This window comes from Moorena sp. SIO4G3, from assembly GCF_010692305.1.
Taxonomy (GTDB): Bacteria; Cyanobacteriota; Cyanobacteriia; order Cyanobacteriales; family Coleofasciculaceae; genus Moorena; species Moorena producens_A.
In genome coordinates this window covers 1-20698 of sequence record NZ_JAAHIG010000134.1, presented here as the reverse complement: position 1 = coordinate 20698, position 20698 = coordinate 1, and the positions used below count along the sequence as shown (strand labels likewise).

General features: G+C 42.0%; 12 protein-coding genes. 8 read left to right on the top strand and 4 right to left on the bottom strand.

All coding sequences use genetic code 11. The features are described 5' to 3' along the window. Positions 1 to 53 precede the first annotated feature (53 nt). The 6 genes from lysS to F6J99_RS22320 all read left to right on the top strand — a co-directional run bounded on the left by lysS (position 54) and on the right by F6J99_RS22320 (position 12813). Complete coding sequence (gene lysS / locus F6J99_RS22345) at positions 54 to 1772, top strand: lysine--tRNA ligase (protein WP_293115445.1); 1719 nt, start codon at positions 54 to 56, stop codon at positions 1770 to 1772. A 397-nt stretch (positions 1773 to 2169) separates the two neighbouring features. Further along, on the top strand, positions 2170 to 3804 hold the full coding sequence (locus tag F6J99_RS22340; RefSeq protein WP_293115443.1) for an alpha-D-glucose phosphate-specific phosphoglucomutase: 1635 nt from the start codon (positions 2170 to 2172) through the stop codon (positions 3802 to 3804). A gap of 1518 nt (positions 3805 to 5322) precedes the next feature. Then, positions 5323 to 6645 (top strand): hypothetical protein, encoded by a 1323-nt coding sequence (locus F6J99_RS22335; protein ID WP_293115441.1) that lies wholly within the window; start codon positions 5323 to 5325, stop codon positions 6643 to 6645. Positions 6646 to 8136: 1491 nt separating this feature from the next. Continuing rightward, complete coding sequence (locus tag F6J99_RS22330; protein ID WP_293115439.1) at positions 8137 to 9579, top strand: VCBS repeat-containing protein; 1443 nt, start codon at positions 8137 to 8139, stop codon at positions 9577 to 9579. A gap of 1304 nt (positions 9580 to 10883) precedes the next feature. Next, positions 10884 to 12227, top strand: coding sequence for an FG-GAP-like repeat-containing protein (locus F6J99_RS22325; protein WP_293115437.1), 1344 nt, complete (start codon positions 10884 to 10886; stop codon positions 12225 to 12227). A 94-nt stretch (positions 12228 to 12321) separates the two neighbouring features. Next, a complete protein-coding gene (locus F6J99_RS22320) occupies positions 12322 to 12813 on the top strand; it encodes a thioesterase family protein (RefSeq protein ID WP_293115435.1) in 492 nt (163 codons plus the stop codon). Between the two features lie 32 nt (positions 12814 to 12845). Here the strand turns inward: F6J99_RS22320 and F6J99_RS22315 are convergent, their stop codons facing one another. From F6J99_RS22315 to F6J99_RS22305, 3 genes are all read right to left on the bottom strand, one after another. Further along, positions 12846 to 14522, bottom strand: coding sequence for a hypothetical protein (locus F6J99_RS22315; RefSeq protein WP_293115433.1), 1677 nt, complete (start codon positions 14520 to 14522; stop codon positions 12846 to 12848). 497 nt (positions 14523 to 15019) lie between these two features. Next, the gene (gene msrA, locus F6J99_RS22310) at positions 15020 to 15667 is read right to left on the bottom strand and encodes a peptide-methionine (S)-S-oxide reductase MsrA (RefSeq protein ID WP_293115431.1); all 648 of its coding nucleotides are present in this window, start codon (positions 15665 to 15667) and stop codon (positions 15020 to 15022) included. 302 nt (positions 15668 to 15969) lie between these two features. Beyond that, positions 15970 to 16569, bottom strand: coding sequence for a thermonuclease family protein (locus F6J99_RS22305; RefSeq protein ID WP_070391895.1), 600 nt, complete (start codon positions 16567 to 16569; stop codon positions 15970 to 15972). Positions 16570 to 16903: 334 nt separating this feature from the next. On the opposite strand from F6J99_RS22305, the gene F6J99_RS22300 reads away from it, so the two are divergent. After that, positions 16904 to 17641, top strand: coding sequence for a pentapeptide repeat-containing protein (locus F6J99_RS22300; RefSeq protein WP_293115428.1), 738 nt, complete (start codon positions 16904 to 16906; stop codon positions 17639 to 17641). A gap of 29 nt (positions 17642 to 17670) precedes the next feature. Continuing rightward, entirely contained in the window at positions 17671 to 18537 is an 867-nt protein-coding gene (locus F6J99_RS22295) for an SAM-dependent methyltransferase (RefSeq protein ID WP_293115426.1), read from the top strand. Positions 18538 to 18562: 25 nt separating this feature from the next. Here the strand turns inward: F6J99_RS22295 and F6J99_RS22290 are convergent. Then, the coding region (locus F6J99_RS22290; RefSeq protein WP_293115424.1) for an alpha/beta fold hydrolase at positions 18563 to 20698 on the bottom strand (2136 nt) is incomplete at its 5' end.

Sequence of the window (20698 nt, the reverse complement as noted above, 5' to 3'; positions counted from 1 at the left end):
ACAATAATTTACAGTTTATAAACTATTTGTCCACTATATTGTCACTAGAAATTATGTCAGACCAATCTCGTCCAGAACCACAAAGCACTTCAACTCTAGAAGAAATTCGCACCACACGGCTTGAAAAAGTTGAACAACTCAAAGCAGAAGGATTAATTCCCTATGCCTATAATTGGGAATCTACAGCTCAGGCTGCCGAATTGCAGCAAAACTATGCTGACCTAGGCAATGGCGAAGAAGTAGATGTGGAAGTTGCTGTTGCTGGTCGGATTATAGCTCGTCGTGTTTTTGGTAAATTAGCTTTCTTCAACATTCAGGATGAGACTGGTACAATTCAGCTGTACCTGGATAAAAAGAGAATCACTGCTAAAATGGCAGACCTTCCCAATGCTTTCAATATTCTCAAAAAACTCACTGATACTGGCGATATTATTGGGGCAAAAGGAACCATCAAGCGCACGGAGAAAGGGGAACTATCGATCTATGTCAAGGAGTATGATATCCTGACTAAATCTCTGTTACCTTTGCCAGATAAATGGCATGGTTTAACGGATACAGAAAAGCGCTATCGTCAACGTTATGTTGACCTAATTGTTAATCCTGATGTCCGGGAAACCTTTCGTCGTCGTGCCAAAATCACTGCTTCTATTCGGCACTATTTAAACCAACAGGATTTTATTGAAATTGAAACTCCGGTACTTCAGAGTGAGGCTGGTGGTGCAGATGCGCGTCCTTTTATCACCTACCACAACACCTTACAAATGGACTTGTATCTGCGTATTGCTACGGAGTTGCATCTGAAGCGACTAATTGTTGGTGGTTTTGAAAAGGTATATGAGTTGGGGCGTGTCTTCCGCAATGAAGGAATTTCCACTCGTCACAATCCGGAATTCACCATGATTGAAATCTATCAGGCTTACGCCGATTATAATCAGATGATGGTGTTGACGGAAAATCTGATCAGTAATGCTGCTAAGGAAGTGTTAGGTACACTAACCATTAACTACCAAGGTGAAGTAATTGATCTAACTCCCCCTTGGCGTAAAGTAACGATGCACGAGTTAGTCAAAGACCAAACTGGTTTAGATTTTGATAAATTTCCCAACATTGAGCAGGCAAAAGCAGCAGCGAAAGATGCTGGTGTGGAGGTTCCCAATGATTGCTATTCTATTGGCAAATTGCTCAATGAAGCCTTTGAGCAGAAGGTAGAAGAAACGTTAATCCAACCGACTTTTGTTCTGGATTATCCTGTGGAAATCTCTCCCCTCACTAAACCCCATCGCTCAAAATCAGGTTTAGTAGAACGGTTTGAATTGTTTATAGTGGGAAGAGAAACAGCAAACAGTTATTCTGAGTTAACTGATCCTATAGATCAACGGCAACGACTAGAAGCACAAGCAGCCAAGAAAGCAGCAGGAGATTTGGAAGCTCAAGATGTTGATGAAGACTTTCTCGCTGCCCTGGAGTACGGTATGCCTCCCACTGGTGGTTTAGGTATTGGTATTGATCGTTTAGTGATGCTACTCACTAATTCACCTAGTATTCGGGATGTAATTGCCTTCCCATTGCTGAAAAGTACCAGCGCTGTGATTAAATCCTTCGACTACGATGTAGAAAAAAAAATTCTTCGGGTTCAATTTAATAATGGTAGTATCTACAAGTATCGGGATGTACCAGAGGAGATCTACAAGGGTTTGAAAGATAATCCTTCTATCGGTCAGTATTTTAATACCCATATCCGCGAAAAATATGGCTTCGACCGAGAAATTTAGTCTAAGGATTCAGCCTAAGGCTGATCAGCCATAATCTAGTCACTTGGTATTGGATTATAAGTTTAGCGGTCAGATGACAATTTAGTTTTTAATCAGCGATTAGCTAACCTTGTGCAAAGCTAATCGCTATTAATAAAAAAATAAGGAGGGTTGATTTTGACCGTTGCTAAACAAAAATATAGCGATATACTTCCCCGGGAAATAGATTAAGGTAAAGCATTGACAAATAGACAAAAATGTGCATAGGTAAGTAGTGATAGTGCGTTCGCGCTTTGCCAGAGCAGGGTTCACTAAAAGTCATCAGTCATTTATCAAAGACTTTTGATTTTTTCTTTAACAATTAACAGGTAACAGTTAACAATAAAGAATTAGCAGTACAACCTGTAGCTAGCTTGTAATGAACATACGCACTGTCTCGACTAAGCCCTTTACAGACCAAAAACCCGGTACTTCCGGACTCCGTAAGTCGGTCACCGTTTTTCAGGAGCCCCATTACCTAGAAAACTTTATTCAGTCTATCTTTGACTCCCTAGAAGGCTGTGAAGGTCAAACCCTAGTTGTAGGGGGTGATGGTCGCTACTACAATCGGCAAGCAATTCAGACCATTCTCAAAATGGCAGCCGCCAATGGGTTAGGTCGGTTGTTAGTCGGTTGTGGTGGTATTCTGTCTACCCCAGCAGCATCTTGTGTTATTCGCAAGCATGAGGCATTAGGTGGCATTATCCTCTCGGCCAGCCACAATCCTGGGGGTCCAAAGGGTGACTTCGGTGTCAAGTATAACACCAGTAATGGTGGACCAGCACCGGAAAAGGTGACGGAAGCTATCTATGCTCGGAGTAAAGTCATCGATAGTTACAAAATCCTGGAGGCTGCGGATGTGAATCTAGACCGACCAGGTGCATTTACCCTGGGAACCTTGAGCGTTGAGGTGATTGACCCAGTTGAGCCTTATACTCAATTAATGGAGTCCCTGTTTGACTTTGACCGCATTCACCAGCTACTAACCTCTGGGAAATTCGGCATGTGTATGGACTCATTACATGCGGTAACTGGTCCCTATGCCCATGCTATTTTTGAACAACGCTTAGGGGCACCAGAAGGTACTGTACTTAATGGTATACCGTTAGAAGATTTTGGCGGTGGTCATCCTGACCCTAATTTAGTCTATGCTAAGGACTTGGTGGATATTCTCTATGGTGATAATGCCCCAGATTTTGGAGCTGCTTCTGATGGAGATGGCGATCGCAATATGATCCTGGGAAGCTCGTTCTTCGTTACCCCCAGTGATAGCATAGCCGTGTTAACCGCCAATGCCCATCTTGTACCTGGTTATAGTCAAGGTTTAGCAGGGGTAGCCCGTTCCATGCCAACCAGTGCTGCTGTAGACCGAGTGGCGGCTCAGTTGGGTATTGATTGCTATGAAACCCCAACAGGTTGGAAGTTTTTTGGCAATTTATTGGATGCAGGTAAAGCCACTTTGTGCGGTGAAGAAAGTTTTGGCACTGGTTCTAACCATGTACGGGAAAAAGATGGGCTGTGGGCAGTGCTATTCTGGCTCAATATCCTGGCAGTGCGGGGTGAATCAGTGGAGCAGATTGTCCGTAGCCACTGGCAAACCTATGGTCGTAATTTCTATTCCCGCCATGACTATGAAGAGGTAGATGGGGCACGAGCTCAGGAACTGATGGAGCGTCTGCGTTCAAGTGTCCCAGACCTGAAAGGACAGCAATTTGGCTCTTACCAGGTAGAGTATGGTGATGACTTTAGTTACACAGACCCAGTAGATGGGAGCGTCAGCCAAAAGCAGGGGATTCGGATTGGCTTTACTGATGGCTCTCGGATTATATTCCGCCTATCTGGCACTGGCACAAAAGGGGCAACCCTACGCCTCTATTTAGAGAGCTATGAGCCAGATTCCACTAACCATGACGTGGATACTCAACAAGCATTGGAACCACTGATTTCCCTAGCCCATGAGATTGCCCAGATTCGGAAGTTTACAGAACGGGAGGTTCCCACTGTAATTACCTAAGGTTTTGATGGTAACGTTTGCCTTTAAAGTTTGAAGGTAAATCCTCAAACCCAGTTAAACAAAGCAACACGGGTAATAGGTAATAGGTAATTAGTAATAGGTACAACCCCGACCAGTTACCTATTACCTATTATCCGTAACCAATGAATAACTGTATCGGTAATAGTGGCTCGCCTAGATTTCAATAGCAACAGATTTTTATTCCTAGAGGTGCGACCCAAGGGCGATTTACTCGCCCTAGGAGGCGCGCACCTATAAAAATTTTCATCATTGTTTCATTTAGCTGATCTCAACAGATATAGCACTACGCATTAAAGTTAGGACATTGATACAAGCTGAAAACCTTGTGTAGTAAACTTTTGCCTCTTGCCTCTTGCCTCTTGCCTTGCGCGTAGCGCTATATAGCAATCCGTGTAGGAATTCAGAGAATTTTGATGCGATATTCCCTACTGCCGTCTTGATGCAATAGCGAGTGGGGGAAACCCCCTTTGGCAGCGCTGCATCGCTACTTCCTACTCCCAGATCCGCTGTTCCCAGATCCGCTGTTCCCTTTGCTATAGTTTTTGGATATTTCGTCAAGTAAAGAAATAGCTGGCTACATTTCAACATTATTTATTGTAAATTAGTTAATTTTTAAACTAATCTTAAATACTCTTGTGTTAACCCTTTTTGCACCACAGTAAATTGATTGGGGCAAAAACTTGCTTGTACACCTCAATGACTGAATCAAAGAGGGACTGAATGAAAAAAAAATTCTTTAACCCGGATTTAGTATAACCCCTAACTGCTCTGAGGGAGGGTAAAATTCTTCATTCATAATTATTAGCTGACTCATGTTATATAATAATTAGTTTTTGATCAGTACTAACTCAGTAAAAATTTGATAAAGTTTTATAAAATTTCCATGAAAATCCCTATTTTGATAGTGACATTTACTGATTTTTATGTCATTTATACTAATGGTAGGATTTTTTTTTAAGTCAAAACGCCAAAGAAAAATAGGAAGCCTAGAACCAAACTAGTTTTTTGACTAGGTCATCTGTTAGGGGTGGGATGTGATCAGGGAATCGTTAGCCAGTCAAACTCTAGAAAAGGCTTCAAAACATTTATCTAGTTTTACTGGATAAATTTGAACAGGGCATCTTTGAACTATTAAAGAGGGTGTTTTCGCCTTATCCATGTATCTAGAAACATGTATCTAGAAAGGTACTGTACTCTAGATACATCGATAAGCATCATTAAATTTGCCCCAAAAGTTCACAGATAAAGTGCGCAAACTCTGATCTCATCTCATGCTCAGGAGGTTGAGTAATGCCAGTGTCTTGATGCAAAGCGCGAGTGGGGGTAACCCCCACAGGTCGGCGCTGCCTCCCCTGTTCCCTGGCTGCATCGTTGTTGTAAGTTACACATTCCGTGATTTACTGAGTTGGGATGGAATATTTAGAAATTTTTTGGTGCATCAGGACTGAAAATAAAAGCCAACCACTGTAAACACAACTTTTGGGAAAAAACGATCTTATGGTTCTGATTGAAGCAGAAAGCGATCGCGTAACGCGAATAAACTACGAGACAACCAGTGCAAACGGTATTGATACCGTTGCTTCAGGGGGTCGAGCCGTCCAGATATCAAGCTTTAATAACCCCCTTGAAGAACCCGGTATACTTAGATTTCAATGGACAGCAGAGGATGGAGCGGCTGGTAAGTACGATATTAGTATTGCCTACTTTGACGAAGAGGATGGGGAATCTGAACTGACATTTAGTGTCAACGGACAGCAAGTTGGTACATATGTTTATAATCTAAACTTACCTGGGATTACAGCTTTTCCTCAGAATTATGTCCCTCTGAGCGGTGGCAATCCACGTGGCCCTCGCCCTCTAAGTGCTGAGGATAATCCAAATGCCATTTTTAAGGGCGTAGACCTTGCTCCAGGGGATGAAATAGAAATCTCGGTAGTGGCAGATAGCATTAATAATGATGCTAATTTCGAGCTAGGGCGACTTGATGCCATTGAAATTACCCCAGCTGAAGAGATTATCCCCAGTTTGGATCTGTTCTGGCATAATCCTGTCAGTGGACAAGTTGCTGCGTGGACTCTAAATGGCCAGGGCACTGAGGTCGAGACGACAGCGTTTATTACCGATCAAAATGGTCAGGACGTGTTGGTACCAGAGAACACTGGATTTGAAGCCCGTGGTGTTGTGGATTTAGGTGATGGTAACAGGAGTCCTCTGTGGCGTAATACTGAAACCGGCGCTGTTGTCGTTTGGAAGATGAAAGGCTCCGAGTTCCAGGAGGCAATAACTATTGACCCACCAGCAGATGGCCCAGGTTCAAACCTCGACTGGGAAATCCGTGGCACCGGAGATGTTAACAGTGGTGGTGGAGAAGAAATCTTCTGGTACAACACATCTACTGGAGACATTGCTGTTTCGGAGATAGATGAAACCGGGTTTGGGAATGCTACCTTTATTACGGATAGCAGTAATGAGAAGATGATTATATCACCTGACAATGACTGGCAGTTACTTGCGGCTGGAGACATGGATGGCGATGGTGACGCCGATGCTATCTGGGAAAATATGAATACTCGACAGTTTGCCTACTGGAACCTGGATGGTACTGTTTTCCAAAATGCAGTGCTGATCGAGTCCGAAGCAGCAGACGGTCCTTGGGAATTCCGTGGTGCCTATGACGCTAACAACGATGGTATTGATGATTTATTCTTCCGTAATTCCATCACTGGACAGAATGGCATGTGGATGATCCAGAATGACTCAGTGGATAAAATTGTTGCTATCAATACGGTGGAAGAGACTAACTTCTCCTTCTACGTTTAGGAGAATCAGCAGCTAGCTTTACTGTTGTCATTAACGTCAAGAAAAACCCACCCCTTCTGCTTAAGTTCAAGGGGTGGGCTGTTTTTTCACTTAAATCTGAGTCTAATCTTTCCGAGTGTCAGCGACATTCTCATCTAATTCTCAGAAACCAGATCTCCAAGGCATTTACCCTTCTGTTAAGCCTTTTTGCCTTCACGGGGTGACCAGCGAATTGAAAGTCCTACAGGGGTTAGGGGTTAGGGGTTAGGGAAGATTGTCAAGGGGGTATGGATTGATTAAAACTATCTATGAAGTTGGATTGGTTAAAATTGCTTCAACTGCTGGGAAATACAACAAGACGAGTCGCTGTAATTTCCCCAATACCTAATCCCTAATACCTAATACCTAATCCCTAATACCTAATCCCTAATACCTAATCCCTAATCCCTAATACATAATACCTAATACCTAATCCCTAATACATAATACCTAATCCCTAATCCCTAATACCTAATCCCTAATACCTAATCCCTAATACCTAATACCTAATACCTGCCTAGGTTTGAGCTTTGTTGTCACCCCGTGAGCTTTTTGCCCCACAGTAAATTGAATGGGGCAAAAACTTGGATGGGAGCATGTCACCTTTGTAATTATGTATATAGATCCCCCCTAACCCCCCTTAAACAAGGGGAGAATTAGATTCAAAAGTCCCCCTTACTAAGGGAAACGGGGGATCTGAATCAGGGATTAACAAAACTGACATGCTCCCAACTTGGATCGACACCTCAATGACTTAATGAAATAGGTAATTAATGAAAAAAGGAATTATTTAACCTGGATTTGGTATAACCCCTAACCTAAGCATTTCGCCTATATTATTAGGTGACTTGATGTTATATAATAATGAGTTTTTTATCAGTACCAACTCAGTAAAAATTCCATGAACTTTTATAAAAGTTTGATGAAAAGCGCTAATTGGATAGTGACATCTACGGATTTTTATGTCATTTATACTAATGGTAGGATTTTTTTTAAAGTCAAAACGCAAAAAAAAAATAGGAAGCCTAGAACCAAACTAGTTTTTTGACTAGGTCATCTAGGGATGAAATTTGATCAGGGTATCGTTAGCAAGTCAAACTCTAGAAAAGGCTTCAAAAAATTTATCCAGTGAAACTGGATAAGTTTGAGCAGGGCATCTTTGAACTATTAAAAGGGGTGTTTTACCCTTATCGATATATCTAGAAGTACGTATCTAGAAAGGTACTTTACTCTATATACATCGATAAGCATGATTAAATTTTCCCCAAAAGTTCACAGACAAAGTTCACAGACTCTTATTCCATCTCATGGCAGGGACTTTAAGTAATGCCAGTGTTGTAAGTTACACATCCCGTAACTTACTAAGTTGGGACTGAATTGGGATGGAGTCATTAGAAATTTTTTGGTGCATCAGCACGGAAAAGAAAAGCCAACCACTGTAAACACAGATAACTTTTGGGAGACCACTATATTATGGGTAAGATTATTCAAGCAGAAGACATTTTAAAAGAAAATTTAAACGATCCAAATAAAGATCAAAAGAAATATATTTTCGAGAATCAAACAGGAGGTGTTGATGTTATTATAAACGGTGAAATTGTCAAAAAACAAGGTGTAAAAATAGATATTAGTGGTATTCAAAACATTAACAACGTTATTAATGGAACGGAGGCTCCTCCAGAAGGTGTGCTTACCTTTGATTGGAAAAAAGAGTATGGACTGCCTGGTAAGTATGATATTGGTATTGCCTACTTTGACGAAGCGGATGGGGAATCTGAACTGACATTTAAAGTCAACGGACAGGAAGTTGGTACCTATGTTTATGATCTAAACTTAATTGGTAATAATACAGAACGGCCAACAGCTGAGGCAAAGACTTATGTCCCTCTGGAGGGTGACAATTCAGCTGACACTTTAAGTAATGAGGATAATCCAAATCCCATTTTTAAGAACATAGACCTTGCTCCAGGGGATCAAATCGAAATTTCGGCACTGGCACATAGCAATGGTCAATTTCCCCCGAAGGAGGAGGATGTAAGAACTTTCGAGCTAGGGCGAATTGATGAGATTGAATTTACCCGAGCCCCCAGTGTGGATCTGTTCTGGCATAATCCTGAAAGTGCAGAAAATCAAACAGTTGAGTTTTGGACTCTAACTGAGCAATACACTGAGGATGAGCAGACCAAATTAATGAAAGATCAACACTTCATTAAAGATAGTCCGGAGAAGTTGGTACCAGACAACGCTGGATTGGAAGCCTATGGTGTTATAGATTTAGGCGATGGTAACAGGAGTCCTCTGTGGCGTGATAACGTAACCGGTGCTGTTTCGGTTTGGAAGATGAAAGGCTCTGAGTTCGAGAAGGAAATAATTATTGACTCACTACCAGGTGGCCCAAAATTAGATTGGGAAATCCGTGGCACTGGAGATGTTAACCGTGATGGTGCAGAAGAAATTTTCTGGTACAACACATCCACAGGAGACATTGGTGTTTGGGAGATAGATGAAAACGGGCTTCAGAATGCTAAAAATATTACCAAAACCAATGGTGAAAACATGATAGAAGCACCTGACAAGGCCTGGAAGTTAGTTGCGGCTGGAGACATGGATAACGATGGTGACGCAGATGCTATTTGGCAACATAAGCAGGATAAAACGTTTGCCTACTGGGAGCTTGAGGGTACTGTCTTCCAGAAGGAAGTGGAGCTAAAGTTCGATCAAGGAGACGGTCCTTGGGAATTCCGTGGTGCCTATGACACTTACGGAGATGGTTTTAATGATTTCTACTTCCTTTCCGGAGATGGAGAGACTGCCATCTGGATGATCGACGAAAACCCACTGAATGGTAATATTGTCCGTGAGGATATTGTCCTTATGGATACGTTCGAAGATACTAACTTCTCCTTCTACGTCTAGGATAGTCAACAGGTAGCTTTACTTTTGTAATTACAGTCAAGGCAAACCCACCCCTTCCGCTTACGCTCAAGGGGTGGGCTGCTTGTTCACTTAAATCTGAGTCTAATATTTCCGGGTGTCAGTAGCCTGCGCCGTTCCCGTAGGGTGGGCAATGGGCAAAAGGGATAATTTAATAATATTGATAGATTAATGATGAGAATTGAAAGTCTGGATAAACGTCCTTAGCCTATGGCCACGGTATTTTAGGTGCTTTGTGGCACAGGCTTCTAGTGGTGACACAGATTTCGACGCTGTGATGCAAAAAAGATTAAACTTTTGCTTACCTGTTTTATTCAAAAGCACCTCTAGTAGGACTATCTGTAGCGCATTAGCTGATAGGCGATAGGTGATAGCTTACCCACTAACTACCCTGAGGCAGGAGAAAATTACTCATTCATAATTATTAGTTAACTTGATATTATAGCAATTCTAGGACTTGTAAGGTACACAATTTCTAGATTTTAGGGAACAGGGAACAGCGGATCACCGGAACAGGGAAGAGATAAGAGATAAGAGGGAATAGCGATGCGCTGCATTAAGAGGTGCGACCCGTGGCGAATTTAATTCTTAATGGGTCAAGCGCACCTAAAAGGGAATCAACGTCAAAGAATACTGTACCTCATGAGTCCTAGAAACGCTATATATAATAATTGTTTTTTTCCTCAGTACCAAGTCAGTAAAAATTTAATAAAAATTTCATGAATTTTTATTAAAATCGCTAATTTTATAGTGACATTTACGGATTTTTATGGCATTTATAATAGTGGTAGGATTTTTCTCAGTCAAAACACCAAAAAAAACATGAAGCCTGGAACCAAACTACTTTTTTGACTAGGTCATCTCTTAGGGGTGGAATTTTATCAGGGGATCGTTAGCCAGTCAAACTCTAGAAAAGGCTTCAAAAAAAATATCCAGTTTCACTGGATATTTTTGAGCAAAGCATCTTTGAACTATTAAAAGGGGTGTTTTACCCTTATCGATGTATCTAGAAATAGGTATCTAGTAAGGTATTGTACCCTAGATACATCGATAAGCATGATTAAATTTTCCCCAAAAGTTCACAGACACAGACAAAGTTTACAGACTCTTGTGCCATTTCATAGCAGGCACCTTGAGTAATGCCAGTGTTGTAAGTTACACATCCCGTCAATTAGTGAGTTGGGACTGAGTTGGGATAGAGTAATTAGAAATTTTTTGGTGCATGACGACGGAAAAGAAAAGCCCACCAGTCTAAACACAGATAACTTTTGGGAAAAAACTATCTTATGGTTCTGATTGAAGCAGAAGGTCCTCGCGTTACGCGAAACGAAAACTACGGGATAACCAGTGACAACGGTATTGATACCGTTGCTTCAGGCGGTGCAGCTGTCCAGATCAAAACGTTTAATGACCCGGATCCAGAAAAAAACGTCGGTGTGCTGACATTTACATGGACAGCACAGGATGGACCGGCTGGTAAGTATGATATTCGTATTGCCTACTTTGACGAAGAGGATGGGGAATCTCCACTGACATTTAGTGTCAACGGACAGCAAGTTGGTACATATGATTATGATATAAACTTACGTGGTAATAATATAAATCGGCCAACAGCTGAGCCCAAGAATTATGTCCCTCTCAGCGGTGCCAATCTACGTAACCCTGATCGTCCTCTACTTGCTGAGGATAATCCAAATCCCATTTTTAAGAATATAGACCTTGCTCCAGGAGATCAAATAGAAATCTCGGTACGGTCAAGTACCAATAATGAGAATGATAATTTCGAGCGAGGGCGACTTGATGCCATTGAAATTACCCGAATCCCCAGTGTGGATCTGTTCTGGCATAATCCTGTCAATGGACAAGTTGCTTTGTGGACTCTAAATGGCCAGGGCACTAGCGTCGAGACCACAGCATTCATTACGGATCAAAGTGGTCAGGACGTGTTGGTACCAGAGAACGCTGGATTTGAAGCCCGTGGTGTTATAGATTTAGGGGATGGTATCAGGAATCCTCTGTGGCGTGATACGCTGACTGGCGGTGTTGCAGTTTGGAACATGGAACGCTCCGAGTTCCAGGATGCAATAACTACTCAGGCACCAGCAGGTCAACCAGGATCAGACCTCAGCTGGGAAATCCGTGGCACGGGAGATGTTAACGGTGGTGGTGCAGAAGAAATTTTCTGGTACAACACATCCAGCGGAGAAATTGCTGTTTGGGAGATAAATGAAACTGGGTTTCAGAATGCTACGTTTATTACGGATAGTAATGGTGAAAACATGATAGAATCACCTGGCAGTTCCTGGCAGTTACTTGCGGCTGGAGACATGGATGGCGATGGTGACGCAGATGCTATCTGGGAAAATATGGATACCGAAGAGTTTGCCTACTGGAAGCTCGATGGTACTGTTTACCAGGAGGCAGTGCTGATCACTTCCCGACCAGCAGACGGTCCTTGGGAATTCCGTGGTGCCTATGACGCTAACCGAGATGGTATTGATGATTTCTTCTTCCGTAATTCTCAAGGACAAAATGGCATGTGGATTATCGAGAATAACTCAGTGAGTGAGGAGAATATCTTACCTATCACTCCTTCGGTTCCAGATATGGACTTCTCCTTCTACGTTTAGGATAGTCAGCAGGTAGCTTTAATTTTTTAATTAGAGTGAATGAAAACCCACCCCTTCTGCTTACGCTCAAGGGGTGGAACGATTAAGTTGATCCATGTCAGAAAAACCCCAAACCTCAGCTCAAGGACAGCTGGACAGTACCATGCCAAGCCATGAGCTAACCGCCACCACAAAAAAATGGTTTGACTATCCAGTGCGAGTGCATCCCCACCACACTGACTATGGTGGTATAGTCTGGCATGGTACCTACCTTCGCTGGATGGAAGAAGCGAGGGTAGAGTACTTATGCTCGATGGGTATGGATTATAGTGATCTCGTCAAGTTAGGATGCGATTTACCGGTAGTAGAACTTTCTTTACGCTATCACCGGGCAATGCCAATGGGCACAGCTGCAGTTGTCAAGACAGCCATCGCTGAAATGAAAGGTGTCCGTATTAAGTGGGATTATCAAATTCAATCCCATGATGGGAAAGAACTTTACCTAACCGGTCGTGTGATTCTAGTACCCGTTGACCGAGACCAGGGTAAGATTATGCGCAAATTACCACCAGTGCTAAAGGATTTGTTGGAGAAGCTTTCTAGTTGAGCCAATCAAACTGAGGTTATTTTACGGTTATTTTATAAAGCAATATCAGCATATTGCCACGCTTGTTGAAATTGCTGTTGTATCGTTTCTGCTTCTGCTGTTTTTCCTTGTGCTTGCAAACTTTTTGCTAAACCATGTAATGACCAACCATTTTCGGGATAAATATCTAAATCATCACGAAACGCTTGTTCTGCTTGCTCTGGCTGATTGCCTTGGAGCAGGATTGTGCCTAGCAAATAACGGGTAGGAGAATACCAATCTGGTGGTTCATTATAAACCAGCTTATCTTCTAGGGTAACCGCATTTTTTAAGTGACTAGTTGCTGTTGTGTAATCTTGCTCAAGAGTAGCAATTGAACCAGTTAAGACTTCAAGGGCAATTTTAAGAACACTAGGAGTAGAATTCAAACTCGATATTTTAAGTTTTTCTAAATCAGGATCAGCAACTAAACCTTGTAATTTAGCTAATTCTTGATTAGCTTCTTCTTTCTTACCTTGAGAGGTGAAAGCCATACCTCTAGAATAATGCCAAACACCCGTAGCATATTTCAAATCAGTTTTTGGTGCAGGTGTCTCTAGAATTTTATCCCATTTTCCAAAACGCACTTCCGTATAAAGTGGAACAACAGAAAAATGTTGTATTTTACCAGATAAACCTGGATTAGCCATCAGACTTGGATCAACTGCTGCTGTTTTTTGTGCTGCTTCCATTGCTATTTCACTTTGTCCACTCATTACCGCTGCAAACCAAAGGAAATGGTAGTTATGAGGAACATAAGCAATAGTATAAATACTTTGAGGATGGGGGGATGACAGATAGTTACGATCCGCCATCACTCCTTTTTGATTAGCAATAACAGCATCTTGGTAACGTCCTACTCGAATATAGATGTGAGAGGGCATATGGACTAAATGTCCTGAAGCGGGAACGAGATTGCGGAGACTATCAGCAGCTTCTATGGCTAATTTGGGTTGTTCTTTCTCACTGGCATGGATATAGAAGTGAGTAGCTCCCGGATGCTTAGGATTTCTTTCTAAGACTGATTCTAATGTTGCTAAAATTGGCTTGGCTTCTGGTTTGAGTTCCCCATTATCTTGCCAGTAGTCCCAAGGCATGGTATCCATTAGGGATTCTGCGTATAGAGTTGCTGCATCTAAATCATCAGGATAATCTTGAACAACCTGCTTCATTGCTTGACCATAAGCTAGATCAAGGGAGGAACGATCTGCCATTGGTTGTTCCGAATAACGCTGTGCTAAAGCCTTAATATAAGCCTGTTCCTTTGGAGATGCCTTGTTACTTAGTGCGATCGCTTGTTGAATTGCTTGCCAAGCCTCTGGTACTTGTTCATCTGCCATTGGTGCATTGATATTTGGTCCTAGAACATAAGCTAATCCCCAGTAGCACATGGCACAATTAGGATCTAGCCTACTTGCTTCTTTAAAAGCACGAGCAGCTTCAGCATGATTAAAACCGTAGGCAAGAATTAAACCTTGATCAAAATACTTTTGAGCTAAGTTTGAGGTAGTGGAAATAGGGTAATGATAATTCCCAAGATTATCTCTTAGTTCTACTAGTTCAACCTTTTCCTGGGCAGATGACGCTGAAACTAGAGGATTAAACAGGACAGGGGATAGTAAAATAGGAATAATAATTAATCCTAGACCGACTATAAAACTGATACTAAAAGTTTTAAGCTTATGATTCATTTTGTTGTTCCTCATACAGTTCCCGTAAGCATTCAGCGTGTCGCGTATCAGCTGATGCGCTACGCCCCAGTGTCGAAGCCTGTGCCACGTTACTTGAGGTGCTTTTGAATCAAAGAGGTAAGGATTCGTTTAATGTGATTTACGTCTACTGATGGGCTTTTACCCAGACTTTAACTTCTGATTAATCTCGAACTCTTAAATTCTTCCTTTTGAGGTTTTTTTTGGGCATTGCTTAATAATGGAATGATTTTAAGCGTTTTGTAGAATGGGCATCTTGGTGGAACAGGCATCTTGCCTGTTACAATTTTCGGGCGGGCAGGATGCCCACTCTACTCCTATTCATTCAAAGATTCAGCAACGCCTTTTTTTGAGCTGACGGCTGACAGCTGACAGCTGAATGCTTACAAATTTAGTCATTAGTCATTTGTAAGTACCAAGAGAATTTGGTACTTACAAATGACCCATGACTAATGAGTGTTAACCACAGCAGTGATGACTTATGAAATTGCAGGGCAATTCACATTTGTCCCACCTAAACCACAATACCCATTAGGGTTTTTAGCCAGGTACTGCTGGTGATAGCCCTCTGCGTAATAAAACTCAGGAGCATCTAGAATTTCTGTGGTAATATTACCATAATTGGCGGCATTCAGAGCTTGCTGATAAGCGTTTTGTGAGGCTTCCGCTAGTTTCTTTTGGTCTTCGGAATAGGTATAAATTCCTGAACGGTACTGAGTACCAGTATCATTGCCTTGGCGCATCCCTTGGGTGGGGTTGTGGCTTTCCCAGAAGACTTTCAAGAGTGCTTCGTAACTGATTAGTTTTGGGTCAAATACCACCAGCACTACTTCATTGTGACCCGTCATGCCTGTACAGACCTCTTGATACGTGGGGTTAGGGGTGACTCCAGCAGCGTAACCTACTGCGGTAGTGAACACTCCCTCCTGTTGCCAGAATCGGCGTTCTGCTCCCCAAAAACATCCCATGCCAAACATCGCCATTTCCAATCCATCTGGGTAAGGGGGTTTGACAGGATTGCCATTGACGTAGTGACGCTCGGGTACTGGCATCAGTTCTGAGCGTCCGGGTAAGGCTTCCTCAGCAGTAGGCACGGTCAGCTTTTTCTTAAATCCGAAGAGTACCATTAGTTTTAAATTTTAGTTTTGATCACTTACTTAACATTTTGCAACATTTATACCGTTTGTATATGGGTTGTAAAAACACCAATTGCAGGAAAAGCCATGCATCGAAGAGGCAAAAGGCAAGAGGGGAAAGAGATCCGGAGTTTTATTGGACAATAAAAAAATACCTCTTAGGTTTACATGTGATTTACAAACCCTATAAGAGGAAATTACTCATTCATTAGTGGTAACTACCAATAGACGGTTTACTGGCTATTGGCTAGCTACTAAGAACTAAACACTGACGGAACTAAACACTCTCCGACTCAGGAGGAGGAGGATTTAGTTTTTGCTAAACTACGATATTCCCAAGCTGGAACAAACTTAGGGTCTCGCCACAACCCTCGCCGATATCGTTTGGCATTGGCTTCAGCACTATCGACCATTTCCGCACTGGGGCAATCTTTCAGATAAGGCCGATATACCTGTGCTAGTCCTTCTTTAACTAGGACTTCCTGGACAAAGGTGCCATCGGTTAAGCGTACTTCACTGACGCTGCGCCCATAGCGGTCAGTATCAGTTACAGTCAAAACCACCTGATTATCGCTTTGTTTAACCAGTTCCTGAAGTCGCTCCTTGGCTTTATTTCCCCATTTGAATTGACTTTTGTCTACCAATTTGCGGCTTTGCTTCTGTTTGTTGGAATGGGCAATTTCTGGAGCGTCGATACAGGCAAACCGAACTTTGACATCTTTGCCAAACCTGTCAGCTACGAGAATGGTATCCCCATCAGATACCCGTTTGACAGTGTAATTCCCGATTCCTAACTGGTCTAGAAGGGCGGCACATCCAAAGAGACTCAGGATTAGCACAGAGGCTACTATCGATTTGAAAATGTTTTGGATTCGTTGGCGAGTTGGGTTCATGGTCAATTACTGTTGACGAGTGTACAACAGTTTAGCTAAAAAACTCTATTTGTGCCCTATTCCTTGCTCCGACGTTCCGATCAATCTTACTTTCACATCGAAATTACTGTATACTATTATATCAATCCGAAGTCAAACCTCAGAGAAATCCGTGTTACTCTGGATAACCTCTTCGCCATCTTGCGAGACTTCTAGATTTTTCCATACTTCCATTGGTTACATCCGTTAACCATCCGTTGTTCCAACTGACTACTCTCACAACTCCGACAGGGATGGCTATGGATTTGACTCTGTATTAATTTATGCTCTCAAGATTCAATCCTAACTACTCAATATGACTATGGTGCTTAAAACGATAACTCTAGTGTCTTCAACTCTAGTTTCTTCTCTCTTATGTCTCGGTTGTCTAGGCTTGCCAGCTCAAGCCCAATCCAACACTTTTGCTAATTGCGATCTAGGCAATGATTTAAGTGGTCGTGATTTGAGCTTTGGTAATTTTAGTAACTGTAATTGGAGAAGTATTAATTTAAGAGGGGCTAATTTATCAGGGGCTTATCTCAATAGTATTCTACTTAACCCTAAACTTCAATCTTACCAACGACGGGCAACCGAAGAAGTAAGTTCGGATCTGACCAATGCTAATCTCCAAGGAGCAGATTTAACTCTCGCTAATTTAGAACGAGCCATCCTGACAAATGCTAATTTAGTAGCTGCTCGTTTATTTGATGCTGACTTAACATCGGCTACATTAGAAAATGCTAAATTAGATAAGGTTTTTGCTCCTGTGGTAATCTTATATGAGGCTAATTTAAAAGGAGCCACATTAAGTTTGGGGGATTTAACCGGTGCGAGCATGGCTAGCTCTGATTTAAGTAATACCTATTTGTATAGAACCAAATTAAGTTATGCTGACTTACAAAATGCTAATCTAAGTGGGGCTAATTTAACCGAGGCTAATTTAACCGAGGCTAACTTAACGGGGGCTAATTTAACTGGGGCTAATTTGACTGGGGCTAATTTGTGTAATGCCACGATGCCCGATGGTACAGTATCTCAGCAAGGTTGTCCTTAATTTCATGATCAAGCAGTAAATTGTAAATTATGGAAAACGAACTGGCAGCAAAAGCCGAAAAAATACCAGAAATCAAAAATGATGTCTGTCGTACCGCAGTAGTAATGGCGGCGAAACGTGCTATTGAATCGAAAAGGGCAGACCGACTTTTTGACGATCCTTTTGCTGCTCAGTTAGTTGGGTCTAAGGAAATACAGTCTTTGATGGATTATTGGGAAAAACAAGACGGTAAAGACCCGAAATCAAATACCCTTCGCATCCAGTTTGTGGCAGTGCGAACTAAATTTTTTGATGATTTTATAATATCTGTAATACCAGAGGTACGTCAAATTGTAATTTTAGGGGTGGGGTACGATACTAGAGCATATCGTCTACCATTACCACCTGAACTATGTGTATACGAGATTGATTTACCAGAAATCATGTCTCGCAAAGAAGCAATTCTTAAGGATATTCCTTCTAAATGTCATCGCTATTCCATCGCCACAGATTTGCAAAAACCTTGGGTGCATTTATTGACAAAATATGGATATAAATCTAATGAACCTACAGTTTGGTTGATGGAAGGTTTATTGATGTATCTGGATAAAAAAGAGATAAATATATTACTGCAAACAATTTCTGATATCAGTGTCAAAGGCAGTTATTTGGGTGCAGATTTAATAAGTGTAAAGTCGTGGCAGATAGGCTCTAAAACCCAGAAGGGATTAATTAGTAAAAATTGGCGTTTTGGCACAGACGAACCAGAAGAATTATTTGCTGATCATGGGTGGAATGCATCAGTGATCCAACCTGGAGAAATAAGAGCAAATTATGGACGTTACTCAGTCCAAATCGCACCCCGTTCAGTACCTGGAAGGCGACGTTCCTTTATGGTGACCGCTAAAAAAGAATGATGGATCTCCTAGACAGAATTACATTTTACTTATCAATACAATACTCGAGATTTAATAAGACATAGGGAAACAAATTTGTAAACCATCTCCCCCAAATTTCTTTAGCTTTTTCGCCTTCAATAAAGGAGTTGACAATACGTTGCCATTGCGGATCACTCTTAGGGAGAATCATGCCATAGAAATCACAGGTCAGTGGCTGATCTGGAGATAAGGTGTACTGGGATGAGGAGAGTCCTTGTCTGGTGACTTCTCCAATTAATAAAATGCCATCGCTTGCAAAGGCATCAATATGGCTATTGACTAATGCTTTGACTCCTTGAGATCTACCTATGTCTCCAGGAAAAACTATTTTCTGAGCATTAGGATAGGTTTGCTCAATAAATGTTTCTGTTAGGCTACTGGGAAGTACTCCAATTTTTAAACTGTCAAGGCTTTCGTAACGATTGAAGAGTCTTGGTTGTTGAGAATCCACTAACAAGTGTGTGCCAGTAATAAAAAATGGTGTCGAGAATTTTATCCCTTCAATATCACTCCTAATGGTATTAGGGCCACACTCCAAATTGACAGTTTCATCTCGGACAATAGCAAAGCGATTTTCCAATGTTGATTGAATGGCAACAACTTTTAGTTCTATGGGTTTATTGAGTTGTTGGGCAACCTTATCTTTTAAGGAATTGAGTAGGTCAAAGCAATACCCTTTCCACTCTCCGTTGGTATCAATGTAGCCGAAAGGAGCAGCATCTTTTCTAATACCAACTTTTATGGTGCCAGTTCGTTTAATTTGGTCTAAAACTGTTTCTGAAGGCTTCGGTATTGGCTCAATTGCGATTTGTGGTATGATACTTTCGGGAGGTTGACTGCCAAAGGATTCCTCTAGTTGTTCTGGAGTTAAAGATTTGACTAAATGTAGCTCTAGGGAATTCTCAGAGAGGAATTTGGCATAGCTAACACTGAGGTAAGGTCGATAGTTTGGCAAATCCCGAATATGAGTATTAACAAAAGCTAAGCTTAAGGCTTTTAGGTAAGAAAGTCCGACCTGAGGATTGGAACCAAGTAATTCTCTAGGAAACAGGGCAAAATCGTCCCCCGATGCACCACTAGTGGAGAAGTGGTTGCCATCAACAATCATTGCCAGATATTTTTCTGGGGTATTGAGCCAGATGAAGGGGTGAATCTGTTCTGGGACAGTGGGTGCTACAATGTCGTGGCTACCTGCCATAATCATGACTGGCACTTGAATTTTACCCAAGCTAGCTGGACCAAAGGCTGTGCTGGTAATAGGATTAACAGCGATTACTGCTTTGACCCGTGGATCCTGCAAGTCATAATTAAACGGGGGTAAGCGATTGGCACGGCATTGGAGCAGTACAGAGAGATTGAAGGTTGGGTCTTGATCAGGACACACTTGGCGCAGTCTTAAATCATTAATTTCTGCACCTGCTACGGCTAAAGCTGTGTAACCCCCGAAGGAATGACCAATCACACCTACCTGTTCGAGATTCAGCTGATTAGCAAAATTAGGGTCAGATTTAGAGAGGTCTTCCAGCTCATCGAGTACATATCTAATATCTAAGGGTCGTTCAATAAACTCTACCGGATTGATTCCATTGGCTAGTCCCTGTAGTACAGCTTGAGAATATTCAACATTACTCCCGACGTGTTCAGGAACCGCTACAGCAATGCCATGGGATGCTAAGTGTTCTGCTAAATAGGTGAAATGGTTGCGATCTGAGGCAAAGCCATGGGACATGACTACTAAGGGGGCTGGTTTTGGATTGCCTTTGGGTAAGTACAAAGCAACCTCAAACTTGGTTTCTCCGGATAACCCTAGAGGGGATTGACGGCGGCGACCGGAAAGGGTGATGACTTGCTCTGTGAAGTTATAAGGACCTGCTTGTTGTAAGTCTGTTAACTGGGAGACATCAATGGTATTCTCAGCAGCCGCTTCTCGGTTGGCTTGGTTTGCGATCGCATTCACGGCTGCATCTCGATATCGAAATAGGGTAGCTAGCTCTTTTCGGACATCAAAGATATACTCAGTATCAATCAACATGCCCTCGGTGGGAAACTGGCGCACTATATTCATTAGAGTTAGACCTTCGGAGTCAGCTGCTGCCAAAACCAGCGCCCCCCGAAGACTATGTAAACCATTGCGACCAGG